The organism is Candidatus Margulisiibacteriota bacterium (assembly GCA_003242895.1).
Classification (GTDB): domain Bacteria; phylum Margulisbacteria; class Riflemargulisbacteria; order GWF2-39-127; family GWF2-39-127; genus GWF2-39-127.
On the sequence record QKMY01000019.1, the window covers coordinates 1 to 14,243 of the forward strand.

The following is a 14,243-nucleotide window of genomic DNA, read 5'->3' on the forward strand; positions in this document are numbered from 1 at the left end:
ATATTTTCTCACCAATTAGGTGATCCTTGTTTGACTCTATTTTTCAATATCACTACAATGTTTTTTTGAGTTGATATAGTTCTCTGTTTAGGAGTTGGGGTTATACTAACGGCAGGAATACAACCGGAATAAGTTTTTCAAATCGAATATCGTTAAGGTTACGATGGATGAGTAATAGTTCCTGATTCCGGCTTCCCACTGGAATAATCATTGATCCGTTTGGCTTCAACTGGTCTACGAGTATCATCGGTAATTGTTCTGCGGCTGCGGATACTATGATCTTGTCATAAAGCTTGTTTTCTTTCCATCCCAGTTCATTTCCGCTTAGCTTGATATGAACGTTTTTATGTTTTTTTAATCGTTCCTGCGCTTGTATAAGGAGCGGTTTGATTGCTTCAACGGAATATACTTCTTTCGCGATAATAGAGAGTAGCGCTGTTTGGTATCCCGAACCTGTTCCGATCTCAAGGACTTTGTCAGAAGGTTGGATATTAAGTTTTTCCAGCATGTAGGCTACAATGTATGGTTGAGACATAGTTTGCCCATGGCCTATACTCAATGGTGCATCATTATAGGCTTGGTTACGTAATTCGGGATGGATGAAATATTTTCTTTCGACGGACCTCATCGCATTGAGCACACTCTGGGACGAGATCCCTCGTGCTTCTATTTGTTCTTTTATCATTTTTTCTAAGCTCATCGATGATTCTTTCTTTGAAAATAATAGATCTATGTGCAAGGCTAAGCCATGACAAGAGTCTAATGAATTATCCTAGTATACCATAATACAAAGATAATTCTTCGCAAATTTTCACTAATCAGCGGGTGGCTATAATTACTTTTTTTCTTCTTTATTCTTGCAGTTTTTTATAATTTATGCCTTTTTGATCAATGCTTTTATGCTATAATGATGCTGTTAAATAGTTTACGTAAGTAGTTTTGATATTCGTTTATAAAGGTTATTAAATCATTATGGGGAAAATGAAGATTATTGTTGGGCTGGGCAACCCAGGTGAGAAATATAGAAAAACCCGGCATAACATCGGTTTTGACATTATCGACTATATTTGCTCGGAAAGAAACATTGTTCCTTTTGCTTCAAAATACAAATCTCTTATAGCTAAGGGAGCTATTGCAGATAGCCAGGTTGTTCTTGCCAAGCCCCAGCAATACATGAATAATAGCGGAGAAGCTGTTTTGGCACTCATGGGAACATTAAAGGTAAAACCTGAAGATATCATTGTGGTTTACGATGATTTTGCTTTAAGGTTAGGGCAGGTCCGGATTCGAAAAAATGGCAGCGCTGGAGGCCATAATGGTATTAAGTCGATAATCGCTAATATCGGAGAGAATTTTGTACGGGTAAGAATTGGTATCGGTTGTCCGGGAAATGAAGCTGTCGACTTTGTTTTGTCGAGGTTTTCCATAGAAGAGGCTAAGGTAATTTCCGGACTCTATGTTAGTATAAATGAATGTATTGAAGAAATTATCGTTAATGGGATAGAATCAGCTATGAACAAGTTTAATCGGTAGATAGGAGGAACTATGGATTTCGATAAAGTAGTTGAAAAAAGAAGAAGTGTTAGAAAATACAAAAACACTGATGTTCCAAAAGAAATCATTGAGAAAATTATTAATCAAACAGTAACGTACTCCCCCTCCGCTAATAATCTGCAACCCTGGAAATTTCTTGTTATCTCTGATGAAAAAATTAAACAAAAAATTGTTGCCATGTGTAAAAGAAATTCTTATATGATGAATGCTCCATATATTGTCATAGCGCTATCCAATCAGGTTGAATGTTATGAAATTATCGGTAATTATATGCGAAGTGATGTTATTGATGTAAGTATCGCTATCACCCATCTCATTCTTGCGGCGACAAATGAGGGCCTTGGTTCATGCTGGGTTGGCGCTTTTGAAGCTGATAAGATTGAGCACTTCTTAGAGATTGCTTATCCTTGGAGGATCTTAGCCTTGATTCCAATAGGATACCCTGACGAAACAGGTACGTATGTGTCTAGAAAACCATCCGGTGAAGTAGTAGAATGGGTAGGGTGATTGATCTGTGATTAAAATTATTTTACTTATAATATTTGCATTGTCGGTAGCCATGATTGCTAAGAGTAAAGGCTATAATATGTTTTTTTGGTTTTTTTTCGGCTTCTTATTTCCGCCAATTCCGATTATCATTATTTTGCTTTTGCCTAGAAAAGGCAGTACCTATTTTAGTATGAAATATCCTGGCTTTAACAAAGAAACTGAATCAACCTCAGGCGATGATCCTTTAGTCCAGTGCATCGCTTGTGGGAAGATGATCCCAATTAATGCCTCTGTTTGTAAGTACTGTGGTAAAAAATATGATATTATAGATACTGATAATAAATAATATGAAAAAGAAGTTTCTTGGTGTCAAATTCGAATGTTGTAATACCTATGGCCGGTTGTATTCCAACAAAGAAAATACTGCCTATGTAGGTCGATGTCCCCGGTGTTCAGCACCTATTAAAGTGAAAATCGGAGAGGGTGGCACTTCGAGCAGGTTTTTTGTAGCAGGCTAGGTTAGTCGAATTGGTAGCGCAGCTATTGTTTCATTGAAAATTATTTCCCCAAATATATGCCAAGCTGATGTATTGTTTCGCTATCTCTGGCTTTTCCTGTTATAACTGCATATTCGAATTGTACGAATGGTAATACAAAGGTTCCTCCTAAAGCGTATTTTGTATCTCGATAGCCAGCTCTCAGAATAAGTGTATCAGATAACTCGAACTCAACCCCAGTTTTGTAAACGAGCTTATTGTATGTCTTAAAATATTCTAATTCTGTTAATATAGCCAGGCCTTCCGTGAATGAAAGTAATGTCAGTCCGGCGCAGAAAGAAGAGGGAACCGGAACGTTATTTTTGAACACATCTTTTGCCAAGAAACCAAAAATCATTTTCTGGGAAGGTACCAAAAGCAGCCCGAAATCTATTGAGTAACCTTTACCGGGCTGGTTGTCGATGCGGTAATCAATATCTTTGTATTTAATGCCCCAGCAGCTGTTTTCCTTTCCATTAATTCCCAGCCCGAAAGATTTAACGTTAAGGTGAACTGTTCCGCTATTTATTATGTCTTCACTATATCCAAGTTTTCCAATTACGAATGCCTGAGAACTGTTCTGGTCTGATATTTTATTCTTGTAGTCGTGGTTTTCGTTGGAATATTTGAATTTTTCACTGGAGAGGCCTGCAGGGTTATAATAGATGCCGTCCGTTCCATCGGGGTACGAGCATGTGGCATCACCTAATGAAGATGACCGGATGCTTTTGTTATATTTGAGAAAATTATCTGATAATTCTGATGCCGAGCAAACTTCTGATAATGAAAGAATCAGCATGATTATTAACAATTGTTTTATTGCCACAGGTTGATCGTCTCCTTTTCGCTGATGGTGGTCGAGCAACTCCTTTAATCTGAAAACTGGTTTCATTCGGGGAATCCTTGGGTAGACACCTCTCCTTGTTTAATTGTATCAGAGATAAGCTAAAGTGTTGAAGCGTTATTTTTAGAACCAATATTTCAGTGTTTACAAAGAATAAATTTTATGTGATAATTCAAACACCTCAAAAATGGGCGCTTAGCTCAGCTGGGAGAGCAACTGGTTTACACCCAGTAGGTCGGCAGTTCGATCCTGTCAGCGCCCACCATTTTTTCTTTATCTTTTTTCATTAATTCATTATATTTACTTTTGCTTTCAAATACTGCTACAATAAGGAAAATTGATGCAGGAGCGTGAAATTATGAATGCTAAAAAGATTCTTGGATTATTGCTTTTTTTTCTGGTTTTCCTCGTAATTATAGGATTTATTATTCGTAATCCATATTACTGGACTGTCGTGGACATGCTTGTAATTATTATTGGCTTGGTTGGCGGAGTTATCTTGCTACGTGATAAATAGCAGATATTTGTGTGCCTGTTTAGTGTAAGGAAGGAACTAGGTAAATGATACGGAACGACAAAGAGATTCAAGATAAAGCTGATATCGAATCTATTCTTGACGAGGTACTCATAATGCGACATTATTCCGATCAAGTGAGTTTTGAATATCCTGATAACGCGCTTAATTCTATTGCTGTTATTAAGGTCGCCATTTCGAGTATGACCGGAAAGAAAAGTCCTGCCGATCTGCCACTCTCTACAAGTTGTTAATAGAATAAACGTGTTAATAGAATAAACCTTGAAATTACTAACGATACGATACGACATATTTATTAGAAAAGATTTTATTACAAGGTTAACTGGAAATGAAAATTAAAATAATTTCTACCACAGAAAATATCGAAAAAAATATTGATTTAAACGAAGCGTACGTTTCATTTGCAGATGTTATTCATAATTACGAGAAATACTTATCCTCTTTATCGGAGTTGGCAGAGGCAAAACGTAAAGCCGAAAATAGCGATGTAAACCATGACCTCTACTCGAATTATAAGGATATAAAGAAGGACCTTATTCTTTCTCTCCAAACATGGCAGGCTGTGATGAATCAGGATTATTTATATTATTCCATTAATAAATGTGAGGGTGGTATTGGCTTTAATGAAGGTATTATTGGTCGATTTCCACATTTGGCAGCAGAGGATATTATCAGGTGGAATAGAAGTCATAATGGTATTATTAATAGGCTACTTGATGAAGATAAGCTTAGAGGAAACGAACTAGGCCATAAGTTATCTGACGATAGTAATGTTGGCGGGATGCCAGAGTTTATTCGTATAAAAAGAATATTAGAACTTTCGAACTTTTTGGTAGAGGTTTATTTACTTGCTGGTCAGAAAACCTATGAACTTAAACCTAAAAATCTTGCTAAATATAATAGTCCGTCTTCCTTCATAATTGACAAACAGGGTGTATTATATCAGCCTGGGTTAGAAGCTGAGATTGAACAATTATTGAAATAGCTGGAAATGTTGAAGTGATGGAATTGGAAAGGAGTATCTAATTCATGAAGGTTGTTGCTTTTAATGGGAGTCCTCGAAAAGATGGGAATACTTCTATTCTCATTAATTATGCTCTTGGTAAGCTTAGTGAGAACGGGATTGAGTGTGAGCTTGTCCAGTTGTGCGGAAGTCCGGTACGTGGATGTATGGCATGCATGAAGTGTGGAGAAAATCAGAATAAAAAGTGCGTCATCGAGAATGATGTTATCAATGAATGCATCGGAAAGATGATAGAGGCTGATGGAATAATTATTGGATCACCTACCTATTTTGCTAACCTTACAACTGAGACGAAAGCGCTTATTGACAGGTCCGGTTATGTTACCAGGTCAAACGGAATGCTTTTGAAACGAAAGGTAGGCGCCGCTGTTGTTGCAGTAAGAAGAGCTGGTGCGATTAATGTGTTCAACTCTATTAATGATTTTTTTCTTATTAATGAAATGATCGTTCCGGGTTCTTCATATTGGAACATGGGTATCGGAAGGGCCATCGGGGAGGTCGAAAATGATGCTGAAGGAATTAAGACGATGGAGACCTTGGGTGAGAACATGGCATGGCTTCTTAATAAAGTGAACGGATGATTTTGTAGGCAGACCTCTGAAAATGAGAACTGCCTTTTTTTTCTCTTGCATTTTAGAATGGTAGCATAAAATTATACCTGCTGTAGAAGTCAAATTTTTTGCCTGAAAATGCTATGCCGACGCGTGGTACGAACAAGAGCACATCACCCAGTCCGGTTTCTAATGAAAACTCGTATCCATAAGTTGCCCTGTCACTTTTAATTGAAGAGTAATCAACAAAAAAACCTCCATACATATCTCCGGCAAATATCCTCGGATTCCATAAGCCGTCGCGTATTTCGCCTATCTTAGTTGTTATGTCGACTTTGGCAACAAGCCCTCTTTGATTTTTAGCGAAATGTAGATTGCTGCCTCGAATGTCTTCTACAATGTCAAAGTTCCTGAAAAGGCTGACAGAGGAACGTATGCCGATGTTATTCAAGGTATATTTGAAACTAGTGTTTGTTAGCGCTCCTTTGTTTTGTATATCTCCCATGATATTGAAATTTATGGAGTAGTTCGGATATCGGAACACCGCTTCCGTTTTCGGTATATAATTACTGCTGAAGTTAGTTGTAAATCCAACCTCTAATGAAGAGAGACCTTCTTCCAGGGATTTATAAACCGGATAGGTAACACCTACAAAGTTTCTGTGGCGATTAAGAATCGTTTGTGTCCCAAAGCTAAGTGTCAGAGGAGTGAATAATTTGTTTGTTATTGTTATGTCCAGGCCTGCACTTCCCAGCCCTACTTGATATATATTAACTCCCAGAGCATCTTCTCCCGTGAGCAGAGAAGGGAATATTCTCTGGCTAGGTTTTAACAATTCCATTAAGCTGTGGGAAAACCCGTCATATTCAGTGATGTTGGGTGAAATTTTATCGTAATCAATATTTGTTATAGTTTCTGTTTCCTGTACTTTATATGGTCGAGGTGAGTATTTTTTTACAAACAGATCTTCTCCTTCATTGTCTATCCCAATAAAGTAGATACGATCGTTAATTGGAGTTGCTTTGCTTTTTGCATAACCTCCGTTGGTAAGTTGTGCAACCGTCCCATTTGAGAGGTCATAAGCATAGAGGGCGTATTTGCTGTCATAATCAGCAGTATAATAAATAATTCCTTTATCAACGGAGATATTGAACTCTGCCCAGGAACTATTGATGATTGGCAGTAACTGCAGCGAACCGGGTAATAAATAATTGATATTCCAGGCGTTGTTGTTTTTTTTACTTACAACAATGTATTTGTCGTCACATAATTCAATTTCAGAAATGAGTTCGGGGATAGTTCCTATTTTTGAGATCTGTCCGTTTTTGTAGCTTACCAGTTCTGAACCGAAGTCACTTGTTTTTTCCTTGGCGTATATTATTTCTCCATCTGGTTTAACACAGAAAGCACGTATACTTTCTTTTAACAGCGGCTTTGTTTTTCCGGTTGTCAGATTGTATGCATACAGAGAACTTACTATTCCAAGTTCCTTCTGCGATAAGTTTGCATAATTATTTCCAAACTGAGGAACCGTATAATAGAGAATATTATTCACAATTTGGATCGGTGAATTAATCTCGTTGACTAGATCTATTTGTTTTGTCTCTTCATTCGTGGCTGGATCGTACTCGGTAATCTGGGTAGAATATTGAGAGGAGTAAGGCGATGTTTGTACTATGAAGACCTTCGAATAGTAAAGTTTGTTATTATATGACCGCAAGCCTCCCTTATACCAGCTACTTGATGTGATTTGGACCCCGTCAGTGGTCCAGTCCTTGTGCCTTGCTACCTCAAATGCTTCCCATTCGCTGAACAGCTCTGGGAAGTCCTTCCCATATACTTCGTGTGCCGCTTTGTCGATTCCGATAGCCGGTAGTGTGCCAAGCGTAAGGGGTATCCAATAATATGATCCGAGTGTATTAAAAAAATCGGCAAACCGGTCTTCTCCATATTGTATGGCAAGAAACCGGAAGAAAGCTCCGCCATAATTATAGATTTTGTCTATAGGATAGGTTTTGACCGGGAGCGAAGCTATCACCGGGGTAGGGAAGGAGTTTGATTTTACCTTGCTGGCTATTACTGCATCGTACAATCCATCATTTAGCCGGCCTTCATATTTGTTGAGGTGGGATTCATGGTACACTGTAATCCCTTCAATTATCCAGCCAGGTGAATAGATATTCGGCATAAAAATATTCCCGAAAATAGTGCAGGATAGTTGGCTCAGTCCTGTTGCATTTGTCAGACTGCCGATATGGGTTTGTTCATGAATACTAAGTCCGCCAAGCCAGTTACCGTATAAACTTTCAAATCCTTCATTTCCCGGAGATGATAAGTAATATCCCATTTTATTATTTATTGGATTTGCGTTTCCATTACTGTTAAGCCCGTTATCCTCAAGTATTACCGTGACTTTTCCATAATTGTTCCCAGTCAGTTTAACGACTTTAGGTTTGTATAGTTCGAGGTAATAAATGGTTTCTCTGGCACGAGACTCAAACCCTTTGTGAAAATAAACAGCGAAGTTATCTGATTCATAGCATTTCCAGTCGAATACAGATGCTTGGGCTATTCCAATGGAAATAAACAGAAATAATAATAGAAGACTTGGTTTTTTTATCACAGATGAAGTCCTTTGCTCGTTAGGTTATATTTAGCAACTATATATGTATGGTACTATAATAGTTAAAATTCAACAAATATCTATCAAAGAATGATAATTAATGTTATTCGTACCGTGCCATAGTGTCAATTAACCATAGACTCCTTTTCCCACGTGCTTTTTTAACAGATAATGTATCAATATTCTTTTGTTTAGTGGTAACAAAATATGGGCATAACTAGTATAGTTGAAAATTCTGATTAACCAGGGAGCACTATATGGAGATTAATAAAGGCGCAAATGATGTCTTTAGCTATTTCAATAAAGGAGTCAATAATCTCGTACAGAAATCAGAAGGGCATTTGTTTTGGAAGAAGGAATATTACGAACTAAAAAAAGAGGCACTCAAAAGCCTTACAGATTCAGATAAGGTGCCTATTTCACAGTCTTTGACGGACGAACTATGGGATGAACTCATCAGCAAAGGCTATATAGATAATGCCGGAAGAATTGCTGATAGCATAAGGAACTCAAATGTTAGTCTTTCTCTCAATTTGTCTGATAAATTCGGAAAATACGAAAATCAAATTTTTATTGTTTTGCAGCAAGATAATCATATATCGACGGATGAATTAAAAAAAGCTAAGGATGACAAAAATATCAGTAAAGAAGGTAAAAGTTATATAGAAGCGCTCCTTTCTAATAACGAAGATCTCTACAAATCGATGATGGATATTAAGAAAGAAAGTTTTTGGGGAAATGATAAACAGGTGTCTTTTGATGATTTTAGTGAAGTAAAGAAAAGCATAGATATTAAATCCGGTATCGCTGATTTAATCAATTATTTTAGTAAAGGGGAACAAGAAATTTCTTCAAGCGGAGTTCCTTTTTTTAAGGATTATTTTATTGATAAAAAAGCCTTAAACCGGATAACAGGGGCTGATCATAAGCCCATCGGAGAACAGAAGTCCTCTGAGATATGGGAAATGCTTGTTGGCAAGGGTTACGTTGATGGAGCCGGCAGGATATCCGGGGATGTTCGAAGTCTGGATACAAAATTTACACTAGATATTGATAAGAAATATGATGAATACAAATCCCAGTTGTTAATTATTCTTCAGCAGGATAGTCATATTTCCCAGAAAGAACTCAATAAAGCAAAAAACGATCCGTATTTGTCCGAGAACGCAAAGTTATTGATTAATCTCCTGCTCGATAAAAATGCGGCTCTTTATAGTGATATAAAAGCATTTGCCTCAGAAAGCCTATTGGGAAATTGGAACAATGGTGAGCTTTCTCTCGCCGACCTCTGTCAACAACAAACGGATAACAGTTCAACTACAATTGGCGTTAGTAAACTAGTGAATGCTATTGATGCGCTCATGAACGGAGGGAAAGTTGACGTGTCAAATCTTAAGCCCGAAGAAGCTTCGATTACTTCTCAAACGGTAACTTATAGTGGGGATGATCCTAAACTTTCTCAGATAGCGAATAAAACTATTGAAGTGACTAAAAATATTAGTAGAGGTGTGTACGGTCAAGATTATATGAATAAAACTATATCAGGAGTTATCGAGAAATCTATAAAAGAAGTTAATTTTGAGCGGAAGAATCAATCCTTGCCTTTAATTAAATTGTCTGAACAGCAGATAACCCAATATGCAAGTTGGATAATGAAGTATTCGAAAAAATACGAACTTAATCCGCTGCTGGTTACCATGTTGATCAAGAAAGAAAGTAATTTTGTTCATAAATTCCCGAATGGTATACTGAATACGTCACGTTCTGGTGCAATAGGGCTAACTCAACTCATGCCAGCAACAGCTTCAACGCTTTATGTGGACAGTAATCCTAAAAATAAAAGAATAAACCCAAGAGATCCCGAACAAAGCATTGATGGTGGATGCCAATATTTACGGGACCAGTTGAATACTTTTAACGATCTGAAAAAAGCTCTGGGTGCTTATAATTCAGGACCAGGTAACGTTGATAATGGATCTTACTTGAAGATTGGGGAGACCATAGACTATATGGATGTAATCTCCAATAACTATTTAAGCGGACAATTGGAAAAAATGAATATAAATTTTGATGAGGTCGTTAATAATTATGACTTCTGGCGACATGGTTTATTGCCCGAATAGTATTTGCACTTTGAGGTAGCTTTAATCTTTTTATCGAGTACTATCTTATTAATCCTATTAGCAAATCCCTCCTTTTCGAAATCTCTGTACATTTGGGGTATATGAAGTCCATAATTATTGTGTACTTCAGATTTCAACGGTAGTATATTCGCAGCTAACATTAGTTGTTGGAGCTGCTCTTGTAATATTTAATTTCTTTGTGCTGTAGGGAAATAAATTGGGGGGGTGGTTAATTTGAACAAGCATGTATTAACCATTATCTTTTTACTGCTTACCATAAACGTATGCGCGATAGAGCCGTCAGATATTAATATTGAAGGTAAGGCAGGCTTAGAATTGACAAAAGTTGAAAATGGACCTCTTCTTATCACACCAGCAGTTCGAGGCCTCTGGCATTTTAATGATAATATTGATTTTAAAGCTGAGATAAACGAAAATTTTTCTAATCCTAGCGGTCAGGTAGCTAGTGTGCCGAATCATCATTCCTGGTGCCTCGATTTTGGCATTTCTTATAGATTGTTTGAATCGTTTTGGGTTGAATGGCGATGGTCAAATAGAAGTTTGATTAGGGGGCATGACAGTCTCTTTTTAGAGGAATTTTCTAATAATCGCAATGTTTTAGGTCTCTATACAAAGTTTTAGGAAAATGAGTTTGTTTGCATTTTCATGGTTTGAGTCATAGGCCCGCGAGAGGAACGCGGGCTAATGTTAATGGACGATCATAATCCTATTTGTTCAGGTAGATGTTATATTGATGATTGAACTGTCCTATATCTTTGTTTGTGAGTTGATACTTTACTAATAGTATTTCTTGATTGTCCTGCGATACTGGGGATTCAAATTCCTCTGTATTATTTTCCGAGCTTTTCTCCTCAGGAAGTATTTTTTCATTAATTATTTTGGCTTTCTTTGGCTGGGAATGGTTGCTAAAAGGAATGTAAATCCCATATATCAATGTAGTTGCTGTAAGGAATGTTATAAGAGATACTACAATATATTTTTCCATATATGCCTCCTTTTCTGTTATTGTTTTTACGCTAGGATACTCTTTCGAAGGCATATGTCAAACGATTTAAATGACTATTCGTCTGCTATAATCGCTCATAAACAGATTTATCCAGTGCATATCGTGCTTTTTTTTAATAAAATATTTACAAGATAGTTCAATTATCCTTCCGTTTTTTTTGCTCGAAAAAATTTGCACTAATCACCAAAATTAAATTTCATTGAAAACTCAAAAGAATTATCCGGGTTAAAAAAGAACGGTATGTATGTTAAAATTCGATATATGAGGGGCATTAGATGTTAAAGCGTGTAACATTAATAATTATGATATTATTCATGGCAGTTATTGTTTACCTGGCTTATCTTGGTTTGTTTTATAAAGTGAAATTTGTAGAGAAGGAAGTTGGTCCATTCGGGCTGGTCTATGAAAAACATGTTGGTGATTACAATGAAACGTTAAAAATACAAAAAAGGATCTATGATGCCCTTTTTAATGAGGATAAGATAGAGACATACAAGGGATACAGAATATATTATGATGATCCTAAGAACATAGAAAGAACAGCACTCAGAAGCGAAGTCGGGTGTATTCTTGAAAATAGAAACTTGAATAACTTAGAAAACATTCGGGAAAAATACAATGTTCGAGGTTTTCCCCGTACTAAAAGTATTATAGTTGAATTTCCATTTAAGAATAAAATATCTATTTTAATTGCCGTAATGAAAATATATCCTGCGCTTCAAGGCTACTCGAATGAAAAAGGTTATAATCCGGTTCCGGCACTTGAAGTTTATGATATGACTAACAAAAAAATAATCTATATTCAGCCGATAAAGTAATTTCTTTGTTTTTCCTATAATGGCCGTTAATATTACTTCTTGCAAATAAAGGCTTGTTTATATTAATCTCCACTGCATGAATGTCAGCATAAGATCCTGCCTGCGCAGCAATTGAAAGGAGTTTTATATGATGGCGAGCTCTCGGATTAAGAGAGAAAAAATAGTTGTTGAGAAAACTGTTAAACTTTATTGTAAGGGGAGGCATGCTTCTCGCATTTGTTTATGTAATGAGTGCAAAGATCTGTTGTCATATGTAAAAGAGAGGATTGATAAATGCATCTATAATGAGAACAAGACTGTGTGCTCCAAGTGTAAGTTGTATTGTTACAAGCGATCGGTAAAAGAAATGATGAAGAGAATAACGAAGTATTCATCTCCCCGTATGGTTTTGTGGCATCCGATAATAACATTACGGTATATTATCGATAGCTATAAAAGCACAAATAATTAGCTGGTATTATTCAACCCAGATAATCCGTTTAAAATTTCCATTAAGCACATTTTTAACAGAATAATTACTGCAATTATTTTGTCGGCTATTAATTCATCAGGATGAACCCATCGGACAGTATGACATGAAACTCGACGAGAACCCCGATTAATTATTTGAGATTATTATGAAAACATATCGAAATACTTATAGGTAGGATAATCTTTTTTTAACCAATTAAGGTATAAAAAATACACTGAAAGCCGTAATGACGATGATAGTTACTAAAGTTATAGCAGTAAAAGATCCTGTTAAATCAACTCGGGACCCGCGAAATGGACCTAATATTGCCTTTTTTGGTGGAGGTACAGGGAATGGCGATCTTTTACGTACGTGTTTAGCTCAGTTGTCTTGGAACCTGAATGTTATTATTCCTACTTCTGATAATGGCGGCAGTAGCTTGGGGATCAGAACTGTGTTGGAATCTTTTGAGCGAGGAGGCGGCCCGGCTATTGGGGACTTTCGCGCTATATTGGTTAGAATAGCCAGTTTTAATCTGGCAGGAAATCTAAATAAGGAAGTTAAGCCTATTCTTGATTTGCTTTCTTTTAGATTGGATAAAGCCGATAATGAACTGGCAAAAAAGCAATGGCTCGAAATAACCCAGGCAGCCCATCCTCTTTGGAAGCATATACCGGATGATCTGCAGCCTATTATCCATAGCGATCTTATCGAGTTTTCAAGTGTCGTTGCCAGATCAAAAAAGGAATTTAATTACCAGGGTGCATGCATCGGGAATATGTTTCTGACTGGTGCCAGACTACGAATGAACAGCTTAACCGCGGCAATATGCTTGTTCAAAAGGGTTGTTAATATTCCTTACGAGACCAAAATTATTCCAGCCATTGATTCGAATGAACCACATAATATTGCCTGTGAGTTATCGGACAAATCGATTGTTTATGGACAAAATGAGATATCGCACCCCGGGGATTTTGTGGATAAAGAATGTACTGAAATGTTACCATCGAAGATAAAACGGCTATTTTATTATGACGAATTGAATCGGCTAATTTCACCGCCGGCTAATCCTGCTGCAATAAATGCTATCGAGAATTCTAAGCTTATCTGTTATTCGATGGGTTCTTTCTGGACGAGTATCATGCCTTCGGTAATTCTTAATGGCGTTGGGCAGCAGATTGTTCAGAATAATTGTCCTAAATTGTTAATGCTGGGAGGATGGAGTGACAGGGAAACTAACAATATGACTGCTATAGACCATATTGATGCTTTTACCAGAACTATCAGCAAAAACAATGGGATATCGTTTGATCCTAAGGATTTGGTTACTCATCTCTTATATGTTGAAGGAACAACTATTCCTGTTGATAGATGTAAAATTGAAAAAAAATATGGCATATCGGTAATTCCAGTTGAGCGGGATATAATTAAAAGCACTCTGCGTGAACCTCGATATAGTACCGAGGAAATAATAGCGGAACTAGATAAGTTAATCGATTAATACGATTTTTTTTGTTTACAAATAAATGTTCTGATGTTAAAGTTTTTCTTATTAAGAAAAGGGAAATCTGGGTGTGAATCCCAAGCTGTCCCGCAACCGTTAAAGCCGGAATGCCTTCTCTTGATGAATTTAGGGTCTTTTTGTGGGCCCATCTTAAAACTACCTTC

15 protein-coding genes, 1 tRNA gene and 1 riboswitch are annotated in these 14,243 nt (G+C 36.8%); of the genes, 12 read left to right on the forward strand and 4 right to left on the reverse strand.

Annotation, left to right across the window (positions count from 1 at the left end; translation table 11 throughout):
* Positions 1-100: 100 nt before the first annotated feature.
* The gene (locus DKM50_01630) at positions 101-700 is read right to left on the reverse strand and encodes a protein-L-isoaspartate O-methyltransferase (GenBank protein ID PZM83605.1); all 600 of its coding nucleotides are present in this window, start codon (positions 698-700) and stop codon (positions 101-103) included.
* A 281-nt stretch (positions 701-981) separates the two neighbouring features.
* Between DKM50_01630 and DKM50_01635 the strand changes: the two genes are divergently transcribed.
* From DKM50_01635 to DKM50_01645, 3 genes are read left to right on the forward strand one after another with little or no spacing between them, the layout of a single operon-like run.
* Positions 982-1,533 carry an aminoacyl-tRNA hydrolase gene (locus DKM50_01635; protein ID PZM83694.1) on the forward strand — a complete coding sequence of 184 codons (552 nt, stop codon included), beginning with the start codon at positions 982-984 and terminating at the stop codon, positions 1,531-1,533.
* 12 nt (positions 1,534-1,545) lie between these two features.
* On the forward strand, positions 1,546-2,061 hold the full coding sequence (locus DKM50_01640; GenBank protein ID PZM83606.1) for a nitroreductase: 516 nt from the start codon (positions 1,546-1,548) through the stop codon (positions 2,059-2,061).
* A 7-nt stretch (positions 2,062-2,068) separates the two neighbouring features.
* Complete coding sequence (locus DKM50_01645) at positions 2,069-2,389, forward strand: hypothetical protein (GenBank protein PZM83607.1); 321 nt, start codon at positions 2,069-2,071, stop codon at positions 2,387-2,389.
* Positions 2,390-2,601: 212 nt separating this feature from the next.
* Here DKM50_01645 and DKM50_01650 read toward each other — a convergent pair whose 3' ends face one another.
* Complete coding sequence (locus DKM50_01650) at positions 2,602-3,471, reverse strand: hypothetical protein (GenBank protein ID PZM83608.1); 870 nt, start codon at positions 3,469-3,471, stop codon at positions 2,602-2,604.
* 141 nt (positions 3,472-3,612) lie between these two features.
* On the opposite strand from DKM50_01650, the gene DKM50_01655 reads away from it, so the two are divergent.
* The 4 genes from DKM50_01655 (at position 3,613) to DKM50_01670 (ending at position 5,563) form a co-directional block, all read left to right on the forward strand.
* Positions 3,613-3,688: transfer RNA gene (locus DKM50_01655), tRNA-Val, on the forward strand.
* A 296-nt stretch (positions 3,689-3,984) separates the two neighbouring features.
* A complete protein-coding gene (locus DKM50_01660; GenBank protein PZM83609.1) occupies positions 3,985-4,191 on the forward strand; it encodes a hypothetical protein in 207 nt (68 codons plus the stop codon).
* Between the two features lie 95 nt (positions 4,192-4,286).
* Positions 4,287-4,943 (forward strand): hypothetical protein, encoded by a 657-nt coding sequence (locus tag DKM50_01665; GenBank protein PZM83610.1) that lies wholly within the window; start codon positions 4,287-4,289, stop codon positions 4,941-4,943.
* Between the two features lie 44 nt (positions 4,944-4,987).
* Positions 4,988-5,563 (forward strand): flavodoxin family protein, encoded by a 576-nt coding sequence (locus DKM50_01670; protein PZM83611.1) that lies wholly within the window; start codon positions 4,988-4,990, stop codon positions 5,561-5,563.
* A 52-nt stretch (positions 5,564-5,615) separates the two neighbouring features.
* Here DKM50_01670 and DKM50_01675 read toward each other — a convergent pair whose 3' ends face one another.
* Positions 5,616-8,156 carry a hypothetical protein gene (locus DKM50_01675; GenBank protein PZM83612.1) on the reverse strand — a complete coding sequence of 847 codons (2,541 nt, stop codon included), beginning with the start codon at positions 8,154-8,156 and terminating at the stop codon, positions 5,616-5,618.
* Between the two features lie 257 nt (positions 8,157-8,413).
* On the opposite strand from DKM50_01675, the gene DKM50_01680 reads away from it, so the two are divergent.
* Positions 8,414-10,279, forward strand: a complete 1,866-nt coding sequence (locus DKM50_01680) for a hypothetical protein (GenBank protein ID PZM83613.1) — start codon at positions 8,414-8,416, stop codon at positions 10,277-10,279.
* Between the two features lie 234 nt (positions 10,280-10,513).
* Positions 10,514-10,921 (forward strand): hypothetical protein, encoded by a 408-nt coding sequence (locus DKM50_01685; protein PZM83614.1) that lies wholly within the window; start codon positions 10,514-10,516, stop codon positions 10,919-10,921.
* A gap of 85 nt (positions 10,922-11,006) precedes the next feature.
* On the opposite strand, the gene DKM50_01690 is transcribed toward DKM50_01685, so the two are convergent.
* Positions 11,007-11,285: a hypothetical protein gene (locus tag DKM50_01690; protein ID PZM83615.1), complete on the reverse strand. Its 279-nt coding sequence runs from the start codon at positions 11,283-11,285 to the stop codon at positions 11,007-11,009.
* A gap of 296 nt (positions 11,286-11,581) precedes the next feature.
* Here DKM50_01690 and DKM50_01695 point away from each other — a divergent pair, with 296 nt between their 5' ends.
* The 3 genes from DKM50_01695 to DKM50_01705 all read left to right on the forward strand — a co-directional run bounded on the left by DKM50_01695 (position 11,582) and on the right by DKM50_01705 (position 14,076).
* Positions 11,582-12,124 carry a hypothetical protein gene (locus DKM50_01695; protein ID PZM83616.1) on the forward strand — a complete coding sequence of 181 codons (543 nt, stop codon included), beginning with the start codon at positions 11,582-11,584 and terminating at the stop codon, positions 12,122-12,124.
* Between the two features lie 127 nt (positions 12,125-12,251).
* Positions 12,252-12,575: a nitrous oxide-stimulated promoter family protein gene (locus DKM50_01700; protein ID PZM83617.1), complete on the forward strand. Its 324-nt coding sequence runs from the start codon at positions 12,252-12,254 to the stop codon at positions 12,573-12,575.
* Between the two features lie 247 nt (positions 12,576-12,822).
* Positions 12,823-14,076, forward strand: coding sequence for a hypothetical protein (locus tag DKM50_01705; protein ID PZM83618.1), 1,254 nt, complete (start codon positions 12,823-12,825; stop codon positions 14,074-14,076).
* 22 nt (positions 14,077-14,098) lie between these two features.
* A riboswitch (cobalamin riboswitch) is annotated at positions 14,099-14,213 on the forward strand.
* Positions 14,214-14,243: the final 30 nt, after the last annotated feature.